Origin of the sequence: Enterobacter sp. Crenshaw (assembly GCF_024734705.1) — a bacterium.
Lineage (GTDB): Bacteria > Pseudomonadota > Gammaproteobacteria > Enterobacterales > Enterobacteriaceae > Enterobacter > Enterobacter asburiae_B.
Map to the genome: position 1 here is coordinate 4031855 of NZ_CP102932.1, position 22084 is coordinate 4053938.

22 protein-coding genes and 1 other RNA gene are annotated in these 22084 nt (G+C 55.6%); 12 read left to right on the plus strand and 11 right to left on the minus strand.

From position 1 onward, the window contains the following. Nucleotides 1-69: 69 nt before the first annotated feature. Both NWV12_RS19160 and uxaC read right to left on the minus strand, forming a co-directional pair. Nucleotides 70-1557 carry a UxaA family hydrolase gene (locus NWV12_RS19160; protein ID WP_048981215.1) on the minus strand — a complete coding sequence of 496 codons (1488 nt, stop codon included), beginning with the start codon at nucleotides 1555-1557 and terminating at the stop codon, nucleotides 70-72. Between the two features lie 17 nt (nucleotides 1558-1574). Beyond that, on the minus strand, nucleotides 1575-2987 hold the full coding sequence (uxaC, locus tag NWV12_RS19165; RefSeq protein ID WP_048981213.1) for a glucuronate isomerase: 1413 nt from the start codon (nucleotides 2985-2987) through the stop codon (nucleotides 1575-1577). A 475-nt stretch (nucleotides 2988-3462) separates the two neighbouring features. Here uxaC and NWV12_RS19170 point away from each other — a divergent pair, with 475 nt between their 5' ends. The 11 genes from NWV12_RS19170 (at nucleotide 3463) to NWV12_RS19220 (ending at nucleotide 10763) form a co-directional block, all read left to right on the plus strand. Next, a complete protein-coding gene (locus tag NWV12_RS19170) occupies nucleotides 3463-4761 on the plus strand; it encodes an MFS transporter (RefSeq protein WP_023309287.1) in 1299 nt (432 codons plus the stop codon). 115 nt (nucleotides 4762-4876) lie between these two features. Continuing rightward, nucleotides 4877-5653 (plus strand): transcriptional regulator ExuR, encoded by a 777-nt coding sequence (gene exuR, locus NWV12_RS19175; protein ID WP_023309288.1) that lies wholly within the window; start codon nucleotides 4877-4879, stop codon nucleotides 5651-5653. A gap of 344 nt (nucleotides 5654-5997) precedes the next feature. Continuing rightward, nucleotides 5998-6660 (plus strand): DedA family general envelope maintenance protein YqjA, encoded by a 663-nt coding sequence (gene yqjA / locus NWV12_RS19180; RefSeq protein ID WP_024906405.1) that lies wholly within the window; start codon nucleotides 5998-6000, stop codon nucleotides 6658-6660. Between the two features lie 2 nt (nucleotides 6661-6662). Further along, entirely contained in the window at nucleotides 6663-7046 is a 384-nt protein-coding gene (mzrA, locus tag NWV12_RS19185) for an EnvZ/OmpR regulon moderator MzrA (RefSeq protein ID WP_048981211.1), read from the plus strand. Between the two features lie 142 nt (nucleotides 7047-7188). Further along, on the plus strand, nucleotides 7189-7557 hold the full coding sequence (locus NWV12_RS19190; protein ID WP_023309291.1) for a DUF1090 domain-containing protein: 369 nt from the start codon (nucleotides 7189-7191) through the stop codon (nucleotides 7555-7557). 31 nt (nucleotides 7558-7588) lie between these two features. Next, the gene (locus NWV12_RS19195; protein WP_008503141.1) at nucleotides 7589-7894 is read left to right on the plus strand and encodes a YqjD family protein; all 306 of its coding nucleotides are present in this window, start codon (nucleotides 7589-7591) and stop codon (nucleotides 7892-7894) included. A 1-nt stretch (nucleotide 7895) separates the two neighbouring features. Further along, nucleotides 7896-8288 carry a phage holin family protein gene (locus NWV12_RS19200; RefSeq protein WP_023333540.1) on the plus strand — a complete coding sequence of 131 codons (393 nt, stop codon included), beginning with the start codon at nucleotides 7896-7898 and terminating at the stop codon, nucleotides 8286-8288. 2 nt (nucleotides 8289-8290) lie between these two features. After that, nucleotides 8291-8587: a YqjK-like family protein gene (locus NWV12_RS19205; protein ID WP_033146723.1), complete on the plus strand. Its 297-nt coding sequence runs from the start codon at nucleotides 8291-8293 to the stop codon at nucleotides 8585-8587. A gap of 253 nt (nucleotides 8588-8840) precedes the next feature. Next, nucleotides 8841-9233: a DoxX family protein gene (locus NWV12_RS19210; RefSeq protein WP_023309292.1), complete on the plus strand. Its 393-nt coding sequence runs from the start codon at nucleotides 8841-8843 to the stop codon at nucleotides 9231-9233. A gap of 71 nt (nucleotides 9234-9304) precedes the next feature. Continuing rightward, nucleotides 9305-10291 (plus strand): glutathione S-transferase family protein, encoded by a 987-nt coding sequence (locus tag NWV12_RS19215; protein WP_048981210.1) that lies wholly within the window; start codon nucleotides 9305-9307, stop codon nucleotides 10289-10291. Nucleotides 10292-10397: 106 nt separating this feature from the next. Beyond that, a complete protein-coding gene (locus NWV12_RS19220; protein WP_048981208.1) occupies nucleotides 10398-10763 on the plus strand; it encodes a DUF805 domain-containing protein in 366 nt (121 codons plus the stop codon). Nucleotides 10764-10809: 46 nt separating this feature from the next. Here the strand turns inward: NWV12_RS19220 and NWV12_RS19225 are convergent, their stop codons facing one another. Next, the gene (locus NWV12_RS19225; protein WP_029739659.1) at nucleotides 10810-11712 is read right to left on the minus strand and encodes a LysR family transcriptional regulator; all 903 of its coding nucleotides are present in this window, start codon (nucleotides 11710-11712) and stop codon (nucleotides 10810-10812) included. Between the two features lie 104 nt (nucleotides 11713-11816). Here NWV12_RS19225 and NWV12_RS19230 point away from each other — a divergent pair, with 104 nt between their 5' ends. Further along, nucleotides 11817-12518, plus strand: coding sequence for a pirin family protein (locus NWV12_RS19230; protein WP_048981207.1), 702 nt, complete (start codon nucleotides 11817-11819; stop codon nucleotides 12516-12518). 81 nt (nucleotides 12519-12599) lie between these two features. Here NWV12_RS19230 and NWV12_RS19235 read toward each other — a convergent pair whose 3' ends face one another. From NWV12_RS19235 to garR, 8 genes are all read right to left on the minus strand, one after another. Beyond that, nucleotides 12600-13010, minus strand: coding sequence for a Spy/CpxP family protein refolding chaperone (locus tag NWV12_RS19235; protein ID WP_047060283.1), 411 nt, complete (start codon nucleotides 13008-13010; stop codon nucleotides 12600-12602). A gap of 151 nt (nucleotides 13011-13161) precedes the next feature. Continuing rightward, complete coding sequence (gene pflB / locus NWV12_RS19240) at nucleotides 13162-15456, minus strand: formate C-acetyltransferase (RefSeq protein WP_101744687.1); 2295 nt, start codon at nucleotides 15454-15456, stop codon at nucleotides 13162-13164. A gap of 15 nt (nucleotides 15457-15471) precedes the next feature. Further along, complete coding sequence (tdcD, locus tag NWV12_RS19245; protein ID WP_048981252.1) at nucleotides 15472-16680, minus strand: propionate kinase; 1209 nt, start codon at nucleotides 16678-16680, stop codon at nucleotides 15472-15474. A gap of 30 nt (nucleotides 16681-16710) precedes the next feature. Then, nucleotides 16711-18042 carry a threonine/serine transporter TdcC gene (tdcC, locus tag NWV12_RS19250; protein WP_033146729.1) on the minus strand — a complete coding sequence of 444 codons (1332 nt, stop codon included), beginning with the start codon at nucleotides 18040-18042 and terminating at the stop codon, nucleotides 16711-16713. A 9-nt stretch (nucleotides 18043-18051) separates the two neighbouring features. Next, entirely contained in the window at nucleotides 18052-19041 is a 990-nt protein-coding gene (gene tdcB, locus NWV12_RS19255) for a bifunctional threonine ammonia-lyase/L-serine ammonia-lyase TdcB (protein WP_032640996.1), read from the minus strand. A gap of 100 nt (nucleotides 19042-19141) precedes the next feature. Continuing rightward, nucleotides 19142-20062, minus strand: coding sequence for a transcriptional regulator TdcA (gene tdcA / locus NWV12_RS19260; RefSeq protein WP_008501504.1), 921 nt, complete (start codon nucleotides 20060-20062; stop codon nucleotides 19142-19144). Nucleotides 20063-20738: 676 nt separating this feature from the next. Beyond that, nucleotides 20739-21115: RNase P RNA component class A (gene rnpB, locus NWV12_RS19265), an RNA gene on the minus strand. A gap of 59 nt (nucleotides 21116-21174) precedes the next feature. Further along, nucleotides 21175-22065, minus strand: coding sequence for a 2-hydroxy-3-oxopropionate reductase (garR, locus tag NWV12_RS19270; RefSeq protein WP_048981205.1), 891 nt, complete (start codon nucleotides 22063-22065; stop codon nucleotides 21175-21177). Between the last annotated feature and the right edge of the window lie 19 nt (nucleotides 22066-22084).

The following is a 22084-nucleotide window of genomic DNA, read 5'->3' on the forward strand; positions in this document are numbered from 1 at the left end:
TGCCGTTTTTAGTGTTTGTCCCCTCTCCCCGTGGGAGAGGGTCAGGGTGAGGGCATCAGGCCGCACCGATTAAAGCGTCACACCACTCTTAAAGATCGCCAGCTCGCGGAAGTCGTTCTTCTCGTTGCAGGTCTGCCTGCCGTTAGCAAATTCCACGATAGTATTCACGAACTCCGTCAGCAGCTGCGGCATCGCTTTGCCGTGAATCAGCTGGCCCGCATCAAAGTCGATCCAGTGCTTTTTCTTTGCCGCCAGCTCGCTGTTGGTAGCGATTTTCACCGTCGGCACAAAACCACCGTACGGCGTGCCGCGACCGGTACTGAACAGCACCATATGACAGCCAGCACCCGCCAGCGCGCTGGTGGCGACCGCATCGTTGCCCGGTGCGCTCAGCAGGTTCAGACCGTGAGTTTTCAGGCGCTCGCCGTAGCGCAGAACGTCGACCACCTGGCTCGCGCCCGCTTTCTGAGTGCAGCCGAGGGATTTCTCTTCCAGCGTGGTGATCCCGCCCGCTTTGTTGCCCGGCGACGGGTTCTCGTAAATCGGCTGATTGTGGGCGATGAAGTACTGTTTGAAGTCGTTCACCATGGTGACGGTCTTCTCAAAGGTTTCTTCGTCGCGGCAGTGGCTCATCAGAATACGCTCCGCGCCGAACATTTCCGGCACTTCGGTCAACACCGTCGTGCCGCCGTTGGCAATCACGTAATCCGAGAAGCGGCCCAGCATCGGGTTGGCGGTAATGCCGGAAAGGCCATCTGACCCGCCGCACTCCAGCCCAAACTTCAGCTCGCTCAGCTTGCCCGGCTCGCGCCTGTCGTGGCGCATCACCTCATAAAGCTGGTGAAGCTGTTCAACGCCCGCTTCCACTTCGTCGTCCTGATGCTGGCACACCATAAAATGCACGCGCTCGGGATCGAACTCGCCCAGCGTGTCACGGAAGGCGTCAACCTGATTGTTCTCGCAGCCCAGGCCAATCACCAGCACCGCGCCCGCATTCGGATGACGCACCATGTTTTGCAGCATGGTGCGGGTGTTAATGTGGTCGTCACCGAGCTGGGAACAGCCGTAGGTGTGGCTGAACAGATGCACGCCGTCAGTCCCTTCGGCGTTGTTGGTCTCTTTCAGGAAGCGCGTCTGGATCTGGCGCGCAATTCCGTTGACGCAGCCGACGGTCGGGAGGATCCACAGCTCGTTGCGGATCCCCACGGCACCGTTGGCGCGACGGTAGATCTGCACCTCACGATCCGCCGCCTGACGCTCTTCCGCCGGTAAATCAGGTTGATAGCTGTACTCGTCCAGATCGCTCAGATTGGTGCGGGTATTGTGTGAGTGAATGTATTCACCCGGCGCAATATCCGCCAGCGCATGGCCGATGGGCAAACCGTACTTCACCACGTTCTCCCCTTTCGCAATGGGGATCAGGGCAAACTTGTGTCCACGGACGATCGCCTGACGCAGGGTGACGCTCTGGTTATCAACGGTCACCACGTCGCCTTCAGCGAGATCCGTCAGCGCGACGGCCACGTTATCCAGCGAATGGATTTTGATGTATTGCATATCAACCTCAAACGGCCTTAGTTCAGTTCAATGGCGAAGTAGTCACGCGCATTGTTAAAGCAGATGTTTCTCACCATTTCGCCCAGCAGCTGGATATCCGCTGGCGCTTCGCCCGCGTGTACCCAGCGGCCAATCATCTGGCACAGAATGCGTCGGAAATATTCATGACGGGTATAGGACAGGAAGCTGCGGCTGTCGGTCAGCATGCCGACAAAGCGGCTCAGCAGGCCCAGCTGCGCGAGCTGCGTCATCTGACGCTCCATGCCATCTTTCTGATCGTTAAACCACCAGCCGGAACCGAACTGCATCTTGCCCGGCATCCCTTCGCCCTGGAAGTTGCCGACCATGGTACCCAGCACTTCGTTATCGCGCGGGTTCAGGCAGTACAGGATGGTTTTAGGCAGCAGGTTTTGTTCGTTCTGTTTGCTCAGCAGTTTTGACAGCTCTTCCGCCAGCGGACGATCGTTGATGGAGTCGAAGCCCACGTCAGCACCGAGCAGTTTGAACTGGCGCTGGTTGTTATTGCGTAGCGCACCGATATGGTACTGCTGTACCCAGCCGCGACGCGCGTATTCCGCACCGAGAAATACCAGCACCGCCGTTTTGAACTGCGCCACTTCGTGCTCGCTTAAGCCTTCGCCAGAGAGACGACGCGCCAGAATGCTGTCCAGCTCGGCTTCGTTTGATTCCGCAAACAGCACTACGTCTAGCGCGTGGTCAGACACTTTACAGCCGTGCGCCGCGAAGTGATCCAGACGTTTGGTCAGCGCGGTTTGCAGGTCAGCGAAACGACGGATATCGGTATCCGACACTTCCGCCAGCTTCGCCATGTAGTCGGTGAAGGTGGCCTGCTCAATGTTGAAGGCTTTGTCCGGGCGCCAGCTTGGCAGCACTTTGATATCAAAAGAGGTGTCTTTCGCGACAACGGCATGATGCTCCAGGGAGTCGATCGGATCGTCGGTGGTGCCCACCATCTTCACGTTCATCTGCTTCATGATGCCGCGCGCGGAAAAGTTATCCTGCGCCAGCAACGCGTTGCAGCAATCCCATATTTCATCCGCGGTCGTTGGGGAAAGCAACTTGCCGGTGATGCCAAACGGACGGCGGAGCTCAAGATGGGTCCAGTGGTAAAGCGGGTTGCCGATGGTGTGCGGAACGGTTGCCGCCCAGGCATCAAACTTCTCGCGGTCGGTCGCATCGCCGGTACACAGGCGCTCCGCCACGCCGTTGGTGCGCATGGCACGCCATTTATAGTGGTCACCCTTCAGCCAGATGTCATACAGGTTTTTGAAGCGATAATTTTCGGCAACCTGCTGCGGCGGTAAATGGCAGTGGTAGTCGAAAATCGGCTGGTCTTTTGCGTAGTCGTGGTACAGGCGGCGAGCAAATTCGGTATCTAACAGAAAATCTTCGGTCATAAACGGCGTCATTATCGTCTTCCTCATTACGGGAGCGCAGAAAGCGTATGTTCATATGCTGCAAAGTTATCACACCAATTTCCACCAACCGAAGCTTTTTTCGTGAGTGAGATCAATAAACGCCAACAAATAAATTACCCTCAATGAAGCAAACCCTTCTGCAGACCGCGCCAATACTGGCTTTGCGCGCGACGATTAATGTCCCCACAAAGAATCATACATTTGTGATGTCACTCACCTTTTAAAGTTGTATGACAAGTTATCTTTTCGCCGTCGCAAACACTCAGCCGACGGAATGCATTACCGGTGTGAGAGACATCGGGTTTAACGGTACGGATACCGACTTATGCACGCTTACTTATGGCAAGGTTCGGGCCGTTCCGGGACATGCTCCTGGTTACGCCCCTCCCGTTACACAACTGCTCCCGGAAACGGTTGAGAGGTTGCCGTGCTCTGGCGCGGAAATAACATAACGATGAGGTTTTAGATGCGTAAAATTAAAGGGTTACGTTGGTATATGATCGCACTGGTGACGTTAGGCACCGTGCTGGGCTACCTGACGCGTAACACCGTGGCAGCAGCAGCGCCAACGTTGATGGAAGAGCTGCATATCTCCACGCAGCAATACTCCTACATCATTGCCGCCTATTCCGCGGCGTATACCATCATGCAGCCTGTTGCGGGCTATGTGCTGGACATTCTCGGTACCAAAATCGGTTATGCCTTCTTCGCCATCGCCTGGGCGGTGTTCTGCGGTGCAACCGCGCTGGCAGGCAGCTGGGGTGGACTGGCGCTGGCGCGCGGTGCGGTCGGTGCGGCTGAAGCAGCGATGATCCCGGCGGGCCTGAAGGCCAGCTCCGAGTGGTTCCCGGCGAAAGAGCGTTCCATTGCGGTCGGCTACTTCAACGTGGGCTCGTCCATTGGGGCGATGATAGCGCCGCCGCTGGTGGTGTGGGCCATCGTGATGCACAGCTGGCAGATGGCGTTCATCATCTCAGGCGTGCTGAGCTTCGCCTGGGCGATGGCGTGGCTGGTTTTCTATAAACACCCGCGCGATCAGAAAAAACTCTCCGAAGAAGAACGTGAATACATCATTGGCGGTCAGGAAGCGCAGCATCAGACCAACAACGGCAAAAAAATGACCGTCTGGCAGATCCTGGGCACCCGTCAGTTCTGGGGTATCGCCCTGCCGCGCTTCCTGGCTGAACCGGCCTGGGGTACCTTTAACGCGTGGATCCCCCTGTTCATGTTTAAAGTCTACGGCTTTAACCTGAAAGAGATCGCGATGTTCGCCTGGATGCCCATGCTGTTCGCTGACCTGGGCTGTATCGTGGGCGGCTACCTGCCACCGCTGTTCCAGCGCTGGTTTGGCGTGAACCTGATCGTTTCCCGTAAGATGGTGGTGACCATGGGCGCACTGCTGATGATAGGCCCAGGCATGATCGGCCTGTTCACCAGCCCGTACGTCGCCATTGCCCTGCTGTGCATCGGTGGCTTTGCGCACCAGTCCCTGTCCGGCGCGCTGATTACGCTCTCGTCTGACGTCTTTGGTCGTAACGAAGTGGCAACCGCCAACGGCCTGACAGGCATGGCCGCCTGGACCGCGAGCACCATGTTTGCACTGGTGGTCGGCGCGCTGGCGGATACCATCGGCTTCAGCCCGCTGTTCGCGGTGCTGGCGATCTTCGACCTGATGGGTGCGGTGGTTATCTGGACGGTGCTGAAAAGCAAATCCGCAGAAGAGCTGGCGAAAGAGTCTCTCGGGAAACCGGCGACGCAGAGTTAGCGAAAATACGTTTCGCCGAAGCCGCCTCCGGGCGGCTTTTTTAATGGCAAAATCTGGAGAGTGGCACGCAAAAGTGGTATAACAAATCATCTGCCGTACCCTGCCTGGAGCGCATATGGAAATCACCGAACCACGTCGTTTGTATCAACAACTTGCTGCGGAGCTGAAAGATCGCATCGAGCAAGGGGTCTATCTTGTCGGTGATAAACTTCCCGCCGAGCGCTTTATCGCGGATGAAAAAAGCGTCAGCCGCACCGTGGTGCGTGAAGCGATTATCATGCTGGAAGTGGAAGGCTACGTTGAGGTACGCAAAGGCTCCGGCATTCACGTGATTTCTAATCTGCCGAAACACTCTCCCGTCGCGGACGAAAGTCTGGAATTCGCCAGCTATGGTCCGTTCGAGCTGCTCCAGGCTCGCCAGCTGATCGAAAGCAATATTGCTGAGTTTGCGGCGACGCAGGTGACCAAGCAGGACATCATGAAGCTGATGGAGATCCAGGAGAATGCCCGTAAGGAAAAATGTTTCCGCGATTCAGAGTGGGATCTGCAGTTCCACGTTCAGGTCGCCCTGGCAACCCAAAATACGGCCCTGGCGGCAATCGTTGAAAAAATGTGGACTCAGCGCGTTCACAACCCGTACTGGAAAAAACTGCACGACCATATCGATTCCCGTACCGTCGACAACTGGTGCGACGATCACGACCAAATCCTTAAGGCGCTGATTCGTAAAGATCCGCATGCCGCCAAGCTGGCGATGTGGCAGCATCTGGAAAACACCAAGCAGATGCTGTTCAACGAAACCAGCGATGACTTCGAATTTAACGCTGACCGCTATCTTTTTGCCGATAATCCGGTTGTTCATCTCGATACGGCTTCCAGTGCCGCAAAATAGATGACCTTTCTGCCGGCAGGCGCTACGTCGCGCCTTCCGGCTTACAGGAGTAAGCAAAACATATATAGTGTCAGCCTTTGTAAATCCCCTCGCTCACTTCCTGGGCTTACGCCAAAATCAACTCACCCCTGCAAATTCTGTGACGCAGAACGTTGGGCTTTGTTACAATTGGATTCAATTCCTTATTTTGTAAGTTAGTGCTTGCTAACCAGCCAATTAACAGGGAACAGTGTTGGCCACACCGCAATGTGTCCGCGAGCGACCATAATGAAATCACAACAATGTCGCCGTGCTGTTTGTCCCGGATAACAGGCGTGACGTTAACCGATTTCCAGGAACACTGAATGGAACTTTTGACCCAACTGCTGCATGCCCTCTGGGCGCAGGATTTTGAAACGCTGGCCAACCCTTCCATGATTGGCATGCTCTATTTCGTCTTGTTTATGATCCTGTTCCTTGAGAACGGTTTGCTGCCTGCAGCCTTCCTGCCCGGTGACAGTTTGCTGGTGCTTGTCGGCGTGCTGTGTGCCAAAGGGGCGATGGCGTTTCCACACACCATTTTATTACTGACCGTTGCGGCAAGCCTCGGCTGCTGGGTGAGCTATATCCAGGGACGATGGCTGGGCAATACCCGGATCGTCCAGAACTGGCTCTCTCATCTTCCCGCGCATTATCACCAGCGGGCGCACCACCTTTTCCACAAGCACGGGCTTTCCGCGCTGCTGATTGGCCGCTTTATCGCCTTTGTTCGCACCCTGCTGCCGACCATTGCCGGTCTGTCGGGGTTGAGCAGCACGCGCTTCCAGTTCTTTAACTGGATGAGCGGCCTGCTATGGGTGCTAATTCTGACGACGCTCGGCTATGCGCTGGGTAAAACGCCGGTCTTTATGAAATATGAAGATCAGCTGATGTCCTGCCTGATGCTGCTGCCTGTGGTTCTGCTGGTCTTCGGCCTGATTGGCTCACTGGTTGTCCTGTGGAAGAAGAAATACGGAGCCAGAGGCTAACGATGGCTATCTCACCGCTCGCCCTGCGCCGTTTTGCCCTTGCCGTGATTACGCTGATCGTCCTCAGCGCCATGCTGCTGGCATGGAGCGCGCTTTCGCATCAGGAATCGACGCTGGCTATTCGCCCGGTAAACCAGGGCGCCAGCGTGCCTGACGGTTTTTCTGTCTGGCATCATCTGGACGCGAACGGGATCCGCTTTAAGAGCATTACCCCGCAGGACGATGTTTTACTGATCAAGTTTGATTCCCGTGCGCAAAGTGCCGCCGCGAAAGTGGTTCTCGACCGTACCCTGCCGCACGGGTATATCATTGCCCAGCAGGAAGATGACAGCCAGCCTGCAGCCTGGCTGTCATTGATTCGCGATACGTCGCATCGGTTTGGATAACTTCCAGGATTCCGAATCTTTTCACTCACTTTGGTGAATCCCCCGTTTACTTACTATGCTTAAGTACGCGGAGCACCCCTCGATGTACTCCGCATAACTTTGGATAGCGGCTAACGCCGCAACACAATGGAAGGTTTCGATAATGAAATTCCGCATGACTCTGGCTCTGGCCCTTTTTTCTTTAAGCACAGCATCCTTCGCAAACTCTCTCTGTCAGGAGAAAGAACAGGATATTCAGCGTGAGATCGGTTATGCCGAAAAGCATAACAATCAGCACCGTGTTGATGGTCTTAAAAAAGCGCTGAGCGAAGTGAAAGCGAACTGTTCAGACAGCAAGCTTCGTGCCGACCACAAGAAGAAAATCGCTGAACAGAAGGACGAGATAGCCGAGCGCCGTCGCGACCTGCAGGAAGCGAAAGAGAAAGGAGATGCGGAAAAAATTGCTAAGCGCGAGAAGAAGTTGAAAGAAGCGCAGGACGACCTGAAAGCGCTGGAAGCTCGCGATTATTGAGTTAACGGAAATCTCAACAGGAGAGAGAATCATGTCAAAAGATACGACGTCTGAACATCTGCGCGCTGAACTGAAATCCCTGGCCGATACCCTTGAAGAGGTGCTGAACTCCTCTGCTGACAAGTCAAAAGAAGAGGTCAGCAAGCTGCGCAGCAAGGCGGAGCAGGCGCTGAAAGAGAGCCGCTATCGCCTGGGTGAAACCGGTGATGCGCTGGCGAAACAGACCCGCGAAGCGGCTGCGCGCGCGGACGAATATGTGCGTGATAATCCATGGACGGGTGTAGGGATTGGTGCCGCAGTGGGTGTGGTACTGGGTGTCCTTCTGACGCGTCGTTGATATGGAAGATCCTCGTCACGCACAAGGGCCTGCTAACAACGTCCTCGGCATCGGCCAGCGTATTTTAACGACGCTGGTCGGGATTGCCGAAACGCGCGTCCGGCTGGCAGTGGTGGAGCTGGAAGAGGAGAAAGCGAACCTCTTCCAGATGCTGCTAATGCTCGGGCTGACCATGCTCTTTGCCGCGTTTGGTCTGATGAGCCTGATGGTGTTAATCATCTGGGCCATCGATCCGCAGTATCGTCTTAACGCGATGATTGCCACCACCGTCGTTCTGCTGGTCGCTGCGTTGATAGGCGGTATCTGGACGCTGCGTAAAGCGCGCAAATCCACTTTCCTGCGCCATACGCGTCAGGAGCTGGCGAACGATCGCGCTCTGCTGGAGGATGACTAGCCGTGAGCGATAAAGCCGAACGTCAAAAGCGAAAAGCGTACCTGTTAAGCCAGATCCAGCAGCAACGGCTGGATCTGTCAGCCAGTCGTCGCGACTGGATCGACGCGACGCGACGGTTTGACCGGGGCTGGAATACCGTCCTGAGCCTGCGTTCGTGGGCGCTGGTCGGCAGCAGCGTGATGGCGATCTGGACGGTTCGTCATCCGAACATGCTGATCCGCTGGGCTCGTCGTGGATTCGGCGCCTGGAGCGCCTGGCGTCTGGTGAAAGCAACGTTACGGCAGCAGCAGCTGCGGTGATAAAAGCAAAACGGTAACCCTGGTTACCGTTTTTTGTTTTTGCGGCCTCTCTCTGCGGGAGAGGGTTGGGATCAGGGCACCAGCGCGCACGCCCCCTTACTCAATATCTTTGAAGAAGATTGACAGTTTTCCTTGCTAACAATTACCACCCGCCCCGTTTATTATCCTCTCCATCGACAGCAACGCCGCGGTATCTACCCGGAATTGCAGACAAATAATGTTCAGCCGCTCATGTGGTTTCCTGGAGAGTAAAATGAAAAAATTAGAAGATGTTGGTGTACTGGTCGCGCGTATTCTGATGCCAATTCTGTTCATCGTGGCAGGTTGGGGAAAAATCACCGGTTATGCGGGTACCCAGCAGTATATGGAAGCCATGGGCGTTCCGGGGTTCCTGCTGCCGCTGACCATTCTTCTTGAGTTCGGCGGCGGCCTGGCGGTACTGTTCGGCTTCCTGACCCGTACTACCGCGCTGTTTACCGCAGGCTTCACCGTGCTGACGGCGTTCATCTTCCACAGCAACTTTGCGGAAGGCGTGAACTCTCTGATGTTCATGAAAAACCTGACCATCGCGGGTGGCTTCCTGCTGCTGGCCGTCACTGGTCCGGGCGCATACAGCATCGACCGCGTTCTGAATAAGAAGTGGTAAGCACGCTATACTGAATGAACACAAAGCGAGGAGACATCTCCTCGCTTTTGCTATCTGACGGAGGAGAAAAAATGGGACAACTCGTAGACGGCGTATGGCAGGATGTCTGGTATGACACCAAATCCACCGGAGGTCGCTTCAAGCGCTCAGTTTCGGCCTTCCGTAACTGGCTGACCGCCGACGGCGCGCCAGGCCCGAGCGGCGAAGGCGGCTTCGCGGCTGAGAAAGACCGTTATCATCTTTATGTTTCGCTTGCCTGCCCGTGGGCACACCGCACGCTGATTGTGCGCAAGCTTAAAGGTCTCGAATCCTTAATTCCGGTTTCGGTCGTGAACCCGCTGATGCTGGAAAACGGCTGGACGTTTGACAGTGATTTCCCCGCGGCGACCGGCGACGATCTCTACCACCACGATTTCCTTTACCAGCTCTATCTTCGCGCCGATCCTCACTACACCGGGCGCGTTACCGTACCGGTGCTGTGGGATAAGAAAAACCAGACGATTGTCAGCAATGAGTCTGCGGAAATCATCCGCATGTTCAATACCGCGTTTGACGCGCACGGCGCCCGCGCCGGGGATTACTACCCGGTTGAACTGCGCGATAAGATTGATGAGCTGAACGGCTGGATTTACGACAACGTCAACAACGGCGTCTACAAGGCCGGTTTCGCCACCAGCCAGGAAGCGTATGACGAAGCGGTCGGAAAGGTGTTTGAATCGCTTGAGCGTCTCGAGCAGATCCTGGGCCAGCATCGCTACCTGACGGGCGATCGCCTGACGGAAGCGGACATCCGCCTGTGGACCACGCTGGTTCGCTTCGATCCGGTCTATGTCACCCACTTTAAGTGCGACAAACACCGCATCAGCGATTACCTGAACCTGCATGGTTTCCTGCGTGACATCTACCAGATGCCGGGTATTGCCGACACGGTCGACTTCGACCATATTCGCACCCACTATTTCCGCAGCCACAAAACCATCAACCCGACGGGCATTATCTCCATTGGGCCGTGGCAGGATCTGGATGAACCTCACGGGCGCGACGTCCGATTTGGATAAATACGAAGGGCATCACCAGATGCCCTTTTTTAATTCACAATCTCCATCTATCCTTACCTCGATCGCTTAGAAAACAAGTGATTGACTGACTAATGAGGCAAGGAAAATGGACTGGTATTTAAAAGTACTGCGTAACTACATTGGATTTGGTGGCCGTGCCCGCCGCAAAGAGTACTGGATGTTCGTTCTGGTGAACTTCATTCTCATTATGGTGCTGGGTATTGTGGATAAAATTCTTGGCTGGGAGCGCGCTGGCGGTGAAGGCGTGCTGACCACCATTTATGGCCTGTTGGTCCTGCTGCCATCGTGGGCGGTGCTGTTCCGTCGACTGCACGACACCGATCGTTCAGCGTGGTGGTTATTGCTGCTGCTGATCCCGATTATTGGCTGGATCGTGATTTTAATTTTCAACTGCCAGAGCGGGACGCCGGGCGAAAACCGCTTTGGTCAGGATCCTAAGATCGGCGCATAAAAAAAGCCCGGTGGCGCTTCGCTTACCGGGCCTACAAATTACGATTTTATTTATTGTATTGCGTGAAAAGCTTCGGAATTTCGCGTAAACACCATGATTTGGCTTCGCCCATGCTGTCACGGCGCCACGCCATAATAATATCCACCTCGTGGCTATATTCCGGGCTGACTACGCGCAGCCGCCCTTCTGCAATGTCTTTTTCGACAAACGGGTACGGCATGGTCGCCACGCCCAGACCGGCCAATAGCGCCTGCCGTTTGTCTTCCAGCGAGGTCACCGTCAGACGAGGCTGTTTATCCAGCAGCTGCACCGTCAGCACCGGACGCTCGCGCGCGGTATCCGCTACCGCCACGCCGCGATACTTCACGCGCGTCACTTCAGAGAGCGGCTCCGGCTCCTGGTGAATCGGGTGATTAGGTGCGGCAACATAGACGTTCATCACGCTGTAGAGCTTGCGCGAGTTGATTTCCGATGAGGAACGGAAGTGCATGTCCGGCGCAATCACAATATCCGCCCTGCCCGTTTCCAGACGTTCCCACGCGCCTGCCAGCACCTCGGTGATGATTGACAGCTGCGTATTGGCCTTCGCCGCCAGGCGGTCCACCAGCGGGAACAGCGCTTCTGTCGGCACCAGCGCTTCGGTAACTAACGTCAGATGGGTTTCCCAGCCGCGCGCCAGCGCTTCGGCGTCCGTCGTGAGCTTGTCCGCCGCTTCCAGCAGCACGCGGCCGCGCTCCAGCAGCATTCGCCCCACGTTGGTGAATTTTGTTCGATGACCGGAGCGGTCAAACAGCACCACGTCCAGCTCTTCTTCCAGCTTCTGCATGGTGTAGCTTAGCGCAGACGGAACGCGCCCCAGCTCATCTGCCGCCGCCGCAAAACTGCCGCGCCGGTCAATCGCGTCCATGACGCGAAGCGCCTCAAGCGTCAATGCTCTCTCTTTAGCCATCTCGTTCTCATTCAGGAAATTTGAACATACCGGGCAGAATATCTGGCTAACAATGCAGCGTCCATACCTTTACCATTGTTTTAGTGTAAAGAGAGGTCAAGTTTATGATTACGACAAGAACAGCTAAACAGTGCGGACAAGCCGATTTCGGTTGGCTGCAGGCCCGCTACACCTTTTCCTTTGGACACTACTTTGACCCTAAACTCCTCGGTTACGCTTCACTGCGCGTGTTAAACCAGGAAGTGCTCGCCCCGGGCGCCTCCTTCCAGCCGCGTACGTACCCGAAAGTCGATATCCTGAACCTGATCCTGGAAGGCGAGGCAGAATACCGCGATAGCGAGGGCAATCATGTCCAGGCAAAGGCTGGCGAAGCGTTGTTAATTTCCACGCAGCCGGGCATCAGCTACAGCGAGCATAACCTCAGCAAAGACAAAACGCTGACCCGTATGCAGCTGTGGCTGGACGCCTGCCCCGAGCGGGAAAATCCGCTGGTACAGAAGTTAGATTTAACGGGCGATAAGCAGCATCTGATTGCATCGCCGGACGGCAGTAAAGGTAGCCTGCAGCTGCGCCAGCAGGTGTGGCTGCACCATATCGAACTGAAGAAAGGTGAACAGGCGAGCTTCCAGCTTCATGGTCCGCGCGCCTATTTGCAGTCTATTCACGGTACGGTACATGCGGTGACGCACACGGAAGAGAAAGAAGCGCTCACCTGCGGCGACGGGGCGTTTATTCGTGATGAAGCGAATATCACCCTGGTGGCGGATACGCCGCTGCGCGCGCTGCTGATTGATTTGCCGGTTTAGAGAATGCTCTCACCCTAACCCTCTCCCAATGGGAGAGGGAACCGATCGAGCCACGGCAGAATCATCCGGCGCCGTAAGAAATCACTCTGCCAGCGCGTTAGCCATATCGGTTCTAATCTGCTTACGCTGTTCCGGCGTCAACACCTGGCTGACGTCGAAGTAATATTTCACGCGGTAATAGCGGGTCTGCTCTTCAATTTTGCTAAAGGCAGCAAGCTGGCTTTTCACCGTGCTTTCGTCCCATTTACCCGCCTGGAACATGTCGATCAGCGCGCCGTCCTTCACCCCTGTCATCGGGATCTTGCTGACATTTTGTTCCAGCTGCTTATGCAGATCCTCAATCTTTTTAACCTGCTCATTGCTGAGCTTCAGGTGCTGTACCAGCGGATCCTGCGAGGGAGACGGGGCAGCCTCAACGTTCGCGGCATGTGCCGTTAAGCTGCACGCTGCCAGCGAGGCGGCGGCCAGCGCAATACGGGTCATTTTCATCATCTTACTGTCCTTACATGCTGTGATAGGGAAAAGCAGGCGTATTGTTTTTCAAGAGCGGATGAATATGTGTGAGTAATTATATAAACAATTTTGTATGTTTAGCGGGCAAAAAAATGCCCCCAGGGTGAGGGGGCATGAGACCTGAATGTCGTCAGATAGATTGCGTAAACGTCCTCGAAATCACATCCTGCTGCTGCTCGCGCGTCAGGGCGTTAAAACGCACCGCATAGCCTGAAACGCGGATCGTCAGGTTCGGGTAATTCTCGGGATGCGCGATGGCATCGAGGAGCATTTCCCGGTTCATGACGTTGACGTTCAGATGCTGCCCGCCCTCAATGGACGCTTCGTGATGGAAGTACCCGTCCAGCAGCCCCACCAGGTTGGTTTTGCGCACCAGCTCGTCCTTGCCCAGCGCCTGCGGCACGATGGAGAAGGTGTAGGAGATCCCGTCTTTCGCGTAGGTGAACGGCAGCTTGGCCACCGACGTTAGCGAGGCCACGGCCCCTTTTCTGTCGCGGCCGTGCATCGGGTTCGCGCCAGGCGCAAACGGCGTGCCGCCGCGGCGTCCGTCCGGCGTGTTCCCGGTCTTCTGGCCGTAAACCACGTTGGAGGTGATGGTCAGGATCGACTGGGTTGGCACCGCGTTGCGGTAGGTTGGCAGCGCCTGAATTTTCTTCATAAAGCGCTCCACCAGGTCGCAGGCGATGCTGTCCACGCGGTCGTCGTTGTTGCCGTACTGCGGATAGTCTCCTTCAATCACGAAATCGACCGCCAGACCGATGTGGTCGCGCACCGGCTTCACCGTGGCGTATTTAATGGCCGACAGGGAATCCGCCGCCACCGACAGCCCGGCAATGCCGCAGGCCATGGTGCGATAGACGTCGCGGTCGTGCAGCGCCATCAGCGAAGCTTCGTAGCTGTACTTATCATGCATGTAGTGAATGAGGTTCAGGGCGCTGATGTACTGCACCGCCAGCCAGTCCATAAAGTGGTCGAGGCTCGCCATCACGGTATCGTAATCCAGCACGTCGTCCAGCAGCGGCTCGGTTTTCGGGCCGACCTGGATCTTCAGCTTCTCGTCCACCCCGCCGTTGATCGCGTACAGCAGCGTTTTGGCGAGGTTGGCGCGCGCGCCAAAGAACTGCATCTGCTTGCCGATCACCATCGGGCTGACGCAGCAGGCAATGGCGTAATCGTCGCTGTTGAAATCCGCACGCATCAGATCGTCGTTCTCATACTGCAGCGAAGAGGTGACGATCGACACCTGCGCGGCGTATTTCTTGAACGCGATCGGCAGTTGTTCAGACCAGAGGATCGTCAGGTTCGGCTCCGGCGCAGGCCCCATGGTGTGCAGGGTATGCAGATAGCGGAAGCTGTTTTTGGTCACCAGCGTGCGCCCGTCCAGCCCCATGCCGCCGATCACTTCCGTCGCCCAGATCGGATCGCCGGAGAAGAGCGTGTCGAACTCCGGCGTGCGCAGGAAGCGCACCATGCGGATCTTCATGATGAAGTGGTCGATCAGCTCCTGCGCCTGGACTTCATTCAGCCTTCCTGCCTGCATGTCGCGTTCAATGTAGATATCGAGGAACGAGGCCGTGCGCCCTAGCGACATCGCCCCGCCGTTCTGGGATTTCACCGCTGCAAGATAGGCAAAATAGACCCACTGCACCGCTTCCTGGGCGTTCATCGCCGGACGTGAAATATCAAAGCCATAGTTCGCCGCCATCTGCTGGATCTGCAGCAGCGCGCGCCTGTGCTCCGCCAGCTCTTCACGCAGGCGGATCGTCGCCTCCAGATCTTCACCGCGTTCCAGCCTGCCCTGCAGATCGGCAAACTGCAGTTCGCGCTCGCGCACCAGATAAGCGATCCCGTATAGCGCCACGCGGCGATAGTCACCGATGATGCGTCCGCGCCCGTAGCCGTCCGGCAAGCCGGTCAGCACGCCGGATTTACGGCAGCGCATCATCTCCGGCGAATAGACGTCAAACACGCCCTGGTTGTGGGTTTTGCGCAGGTCGGTAAACAGGTATTCGAACTGCGGATCCATCTCCCGGCCATAGGCTTCGAACGAGCTGCGGATCATGTTGATCCCGCCATACGGGTGCAGCGCGCGCTTGAGCGGCTTATCGGTTTGCAGGCCGACGATCGTCTCCAGATCCTGGTCGATATAGCCCGGCCCGTGGGCCGTAATGGTGGTGGCGATGTTGGTATCAAAATCCACCGGGGCGTGGGTGGCGTTCTCCTGGCGAATGCCGACCATTACCTTCTGCCACAGCGCCGTCGTTGCTGGCGTCGCCTGCGCGAGGAAAGCTTCATCGCCTTCATAAGGGGTGTAGTTATGCTGAATAAAATCGCGGACGTTGACGGCGTTTTTCCATTCTTCACCGCGAAACCCGGCCCATGCGTCGCTGTAGGGCGCGACGCCCGTATCGATTGTTACTTTCATGTGATTCTCGCTTTATCAGGCGTAAGCCGCGGCCGGGGTAACCTTTCCAAGACGGAGGGCGTCCAGCGCGATCATTTTTTCTTCGTTGGTAGGGATAACCGCGCAGGCCACGCGGGACGATTCGGTGGAGATCACGCGCTCACCCGCGCTCCCCGGCAGGGCATTTTTGGCGTCGTCGAGGATGATGCCGAAGACTTTCAGATGTTCCGCCACCAGCGTGCGGACAAGCTTCGAGTTTTCGCCAATGCCGCCGGTAAAGACCACCCCATCCAGGCGGTGCAGCGACGCCGCGTGGCCGGCAATATGTCGCGCAATGCGGTGCACGAAGGTATGGATAGCCAGCTGCGCCCGCTCGTTGCCTTCGTGCCAGGCTTTCTCCAGCGCACGTAAATCGGAGGAGATGCCGGAAATCCCCAGCAGCCCGGACTCTTTATTGACCACGCGCTCCAGATCCTCAAACGACTGGCCGGTCTGCTGGGCAATCCACGCCATCGCGCCGAAGTCCACATCGCCGCAGCGCGTCCCCATCACCAGCCCTTCCAGCGGCGTCATCCCCATCGAGGTATCGACGCTTTCGCCGTTGCGCACCGCGCAGATGGACGCCCCGTTGCCGAGATGGGCAATCACCAGGCCGCTGTCGTCGGGGGACAGCCCGAGAAGCGTATGCGCCTGTGCGGCCACGTAGCGGTGAGAGGTCCCGTGGAAGCCGTAGCGGCGCACGCCCAGCTCTTCAAAATAGCGGTACGGCAATCCGTACAGATACGCCTGCGGCGGCAGCGTCTGGTGGAAGCTGGTATCAAATACCGCGACCTGCTGCACGCCCGGGAACAGGCGCTCTGCCGCTTCCACGCCGCTCAGGTTGGCGTAGTTATGCAGCGGTGCCAGCGGGGAGACCTGGCGAATCTGCGCGATCGCCTCTTCCGTGATCAGGGTCGACTCGCTGAAGAGATTTCCCCCGTGCGCAATGCGGTGGCCAATTAAGGCCACGCTGCTCATCAGGTTACGCTTCTCCAGCTCCAGGGCGATGGCAGCCAGCGCCCCTTCGTAGTCCTGGTGAGCCAGTCTGGCTAGCTCACCCCCGTTCACGGAAATAAAGGCCTTCTCGGTGTTGATCCCGTCTGCAATGCCCGTCATCAGGGCATCGCAGCTGCTGGCATCGAGCACCGAAAACTTAACAGAGGACGATCCGCAGTTAATAACCAGTACAACCGGAAACTCAATCATCATGTGACTCCGCTCTTCCTGAGCAATGGGTTAGAACAGTTTGTAAACGATATTCAGAATGGTCAGCAGGCCGACCGCGGTAACGAAGATGTTCTCGGTACGCCCTTTGTACTTCGCCAGCGCCGGTGCTTTGCGGATGGCATACATCGGCAGCAGGCACAGCAGAGAGGCAATGATTGGCGCCCCCATGGCTTCAATAAGGTCCAGAATGTTCGGGTTGGCGTAGGCCACAACCCAGGTGGAGCCCATGATGAACACCATGCTGATGGTGTTCAGCTTGCCAACGGAGACTTTCTTCTTATCGCCCTTGTAGCCAAACTTGAGGATCAGGCCGTTCAGCCCTTCCAGCGTGCCCAGGTAGTGACCGAAGAAGGATTTGAAGATAGCCACCAGCGCGATGATGGAGGCACCGTATTCCAGTACCGTTGCGAACGTCGATTTGGTTCCTGACATTGACGCAAAGTGGTTCGCCAGGTAGGAGAGCACCGGAATGTTCTGCGCCTTGGCGTCCGCCATGTTCTGCGGAGAGAGCGTAAACAGGCAGCTAAAGGCGAAGAACATCACCACGGCCACCATCAGCATGCTGGCGCGACCGATGATTTTGGAACATTTCTGCTCGGTGAACGCTTTCCCGAACTCCGGCTCGTACTCTTCGCGCTTGGAGACCACAAACGAGGAGACGATAGGCGAGAAGTTGAAGGAGAAGACCATGATGGAGATACCCAGCCAAACCGTGACCAGAATGCCGTCATGACCGGTAAAGGCGATATCGCTCAGGTTGACCTGGTCGATCACCGCCGAGTTCCAGTAAGGGATCAGCGACAGGGAAATCAGCACCAGGCTGGCGATAAACGGGAACACCAGGAAGCTCATGACCTTCACCATCAGGTCTTTACCAAACCAGATAACAAAGGCCATCAGCAGCAGCAGGAACAGCGCCACCACGCCGCGGTTCAGCGCAGGCAGCTGGAGCTGGTTTTCCCAGAAGGTCATAAAGGTGTTGGTAATGGTGACGCCGTAAATCCACAGCAGCGGGCAAATGGCGAAGAAGTAGAGGAAGGTGATCACCACCCCACCGGTTTTGCCAAAGTGCTCTTCCACCGTTTCGGTGATGTTGCCGGAGACGTTGCTGCCGGAGAGGCACAAACGCGCCAGCGCGCGGTGGCAGTAAAACGCAATCGGGAACGCAAGAACCAGCATCAGCAGGATAGGGATCAATCCACCAAAGCCTGCGCGAATGGGGAAGAACAGCACGCCTGCGCCAATGGCGGTACCAAACAGGCCGAGCGTCCATGTGGTATCAGACTTACGCCAGGAGGACGTTTTTGTCTGGCCAACGATAATGCTTTCTGTGTTGCTCATAGGTCACCTTTATGCGTCAACGAAGCCGGTAATTTGGGAAACACGGGAGAGATCGATATTGCCGCCGGAAATAATGCAGACGGTTTTACGCCCCTGAATATAGTGGTCAAGCTTGCCGCTTAATAACGCGGCACAGGCCAGCGCGCCGGCGCCTTCCGTCACCACTTTATTTCGCTGAATAAGTGCGATCATGCTGTCGCGAATGTTGTCTTCGCTGACCAGCACAATGTCATCAACCAGCTCGCGAACAATTTCGAACGGTAAATTACCGGGACGAGAAACATCACAGCCGTCGGCCAGCGTGCCGGTAACGCGATGGCTCATTATTTCCCCGGCCTGGTACGATGCCGCCATGCCGTGAACATTTTCTGACTGCACGCCGATGATATTAATGGTGGGGTTGATGGATTTAATTGCCGTCGCAATCCCGGCAATTAAACCGCCGCCGCCGATAGGCACAATAACGTTATCCACGTCGTATAAATCTTCGAGAATTTCCAGACCGATGGTGCCCTGCCCGGCGATCACTTTGGCGTCATCGTACGGCGGAATAAAAATACGTCCTTCCATCTCGACGATTTCGCTGACTTTGGCAATGGTGTCGTTGAAGTTCTCGCCGTGCAGCACCACTTCCGCCGAGTAGTCGCGCGTCGCGGCCACCTTGGATTTCGGCGCGCCCATCGGCATCACCACTTTGCCGTCGATGCCAAGCATCGCGCAGGAGAGGGACACACCCTGCGCGTGGTTTCCCGCGGAGCAGGCGACAACGCCTTTGCGTTTTTCAGCGTCGGTCAGCGAGCTTAATTTGTTAAACGCGCCGCGGATCTTAAACGAGCCGGTACGCTGCATGTTCTCAAACTTCAGGAATATTTCGCCCTTGCAGCGTTCGCTAAGATAATTCGAGCGCGGCATACCTGTTTTATATATTTTTCCTGCCAGTCGTTTTCTGGCGTCCTGAATATCTTCAATCGTTACCGGGAGATCGTAGGTAATATGCATAATATCCTCGTTATAATAATTCATTCTTTTCAGGCAAAGTCAGGGTATCAGAGCGTTACAGAGATAAGCTCTGGGTGTTTTTAAAATGATTACTTATTATTCATCGTCGTCTTTCGATATTCATCGACGAATACTGTTTCGCCAGCTCAACTAATACTGACGCCGATTTTTTAATCCTGTAATTTTTTGACCACACGGCGGCATAACGCGCCACGGGTAATTCATCTTCTACGGGCAGCACAATAAACTGGTCAGAACCGAACGGCGCAATCATGTCGCGGGGAATGACCGTCAGATAATCGGCATTCAGCACAAGGTTATAAATGGTGACGACGGAATCGGTCTGGACGATGTTTTCGATGCTGATGTGGTTGTCTTGCAGGGTAGTCAGAAGTTCTTTGTAGTAGCCCATATCGGTTTGCGGCATCACCCACTGCTCGTGCGTGAGCGATGCCAGTGTCGTCGGGCCGGTGCACGTTCGCGTTTTGCTGGCGACCAGCACAAACTCGGACTCAAACAGCGGTTCGACGTGCAGATCCTGCAGCAGCATTTCATCGCTTAGCGTGCCGATAGCGAAATCCAGACGACCGTCGCGAATGGCCGGAAGGAAAGAGGAGAGCTGGGCTTCATACATCGAGACGCGTGCTTTCGGGAACACTTCCTTGAATTTTTTGATCATCTCGGACAGGAAGGTAAAGCCGATCAGCGACGGGTAGCCAAAGGAGACGTCCATAACGGTACTGAAGCTCAGGCTGTTAATCTCACTCACCATGTTTTTCATTTCGCGGGTGATCGACTCAGAGTACGAGAGCAGAACCTGGCCCGCGGCAGTGAGTTTTACGCCGGTGTTTTTACGCACCATCACTTCCACGCCGAAGTAGGACTCAATATCGCTGATGATTTTGCTGACGGCGGGTTGCGTCAGGCCAAGCTGTCTTGCTGCAGAACCTATGGAGCCACTTTTAATGACTTCCTGAAATACCACGAGGTGCTGTGTTTTCGGTAGAATAATAGTGTTCATAATATTCTGCGCTTATTTCCCTATGACGGAGCGAATTCTACCTAATAGTGTTTAAGGGGGTATGTGCTGTCACTCACAATTTGCTTTTTCGCACGCTTCACAGGAACAACGACAACCAAAAAATGCATTTATTATCAATAACATGAATAAATACAGCCACACCATTACGCTGATATCGATCAATAAAAGCAGTAGTAATAAATTTATTTTATGGCGATAACCTTGATAAATTTTTCAGCGTTAAAAAAATCAATAAAGACGATCTTTCAGGCAATTAAAGACCAATAAATAACCGCTATTTGCTTGAAACATTCTTTCAGTTTATTAAATTTTTCCGATGCGAATTTTCAGGTTTGCGGAAAAGAGTGGAATTCGTCACATATTCACGGGAGAAATGTATTTGATTTCAATATATGCATATCAAACGAGAAAAGATTCTCGATCATATAGGTAACAAAAATAACAAATTATCAATACTGAAAATCACCTGTTTTTTAGCGTGAAATTTTGTGATGGCGATCGTCTATAGATGCAGAAGCGATACTGAAGGGATAAAAACAGTGAAATGTGCTTAATGTCGCAAATATGAGAATTGATGTCGTTTGTCCGGCGCTGCGCTTACCCGGTCAGCAACACCCGGAAAGCAAAAACCCCGCCGAAGCGGGGTTTTTTAAGAAGTTGAAGCTGACCGATAAGCCGGGTTCTGTCGTGGACAGTCATTCATCTAGGCCAGCAATCGCTCACTGGCTCAAGCAGCCTACCCGGGTTCAGTACGGGCCGTACCATGTGAACCCCTATTTGGCCTTGCTCCGGGTGGAGTTTACCGTGCCACGGACTGTTACCAGCCGCGCGGTGCGCTCTTACCGCACCCTTTCACCCTTACCTGATCCCGCTTGCGCGGGCCATCGGCGGTTTGCTCTCTGTTGCACTGGTCGTGGGTTTCCCCCCCAGGCGTTACCTGGCACCCTGCCCTATGGAGCCCGGACTTTCCTCCCCTCCGCCCGTCTCCCCCGAAAGGGACGACGACGAAGCGGCGACTGTCTGGTCAGCTTCGGCGCGCAGTATAGAGGGTTTGCGCGCCGCTGTCACCCTAAGGTGTGGGCAAGGCGTGATTAACGCGCCACTTCCACCTTCGCCAGTTTTTCGTAGTAGCACGCAATCGCGCTGTGGTCGGCCGTGCCCAGGCCATCCGCACGCAGCGCCTGCATCATCTCCATGACCGCCGCGGTCAGCGGCAGCTGTGCGCCCACGCCATGTGACGTATCCAGCGCGTTCGCCAGATCTTTAATGTGCAGGTCAATGCGGAATCCCGGCTTGAAATTACGATCCATCACCATCGGCGCTTTGGCATCCAGCACGGTACTGCCCGCCAGACCGCCGCGAATGGCCTGATAAACCAGGTCCGGATTAACGCCCGCTTTGGTTGCCAGCGTCAGCGCTTCGGACATGGCGGCAATGTTCAGCGCCACAATCACCTGGTTTGCCAGCTTGGTCACATTACCCGCCCCGATGTCCCCGGTATGCACCACCGAGCCCGCCATGGCTTTCATCAGGTCGTAGTATCTATCGAAAATGGCTTTATCACCGCCGACCATCACCGACAGCGTGCCGTCGATCGCTTTCGGCTCACCGCCGCTGACCGGCGCATCCAGCATATCGACGCCCTTCGCTTTTAACGCCTCGCTGATTTCACGGCTTGCAAGCGGCGCAATAGAACTCATATCAATCAGCACCAGGCCCGGCTTCGCACCGTAGATAATGCCGTTCTCACCCAGCGCAACCTCTTTAACATGCGGGGAGTTGGGCAGCATGGTGATGATGACATCGCACTGCTCGGCAATGGCCTTCGCGGTGGTGGCCGTTTCAGCGCCCGCCGCTATCACCTCTGCCACGGCCTGCGGATTGTGATCGGATACCACCAGTGAGTAACCCGCTTTGATGAGGTTCTTACTCATTGGTTTACCCATGATCCCCAGGCCAATAAAACCCACTTTTAGCGTCATAATCTGTTTCCTCAATGAT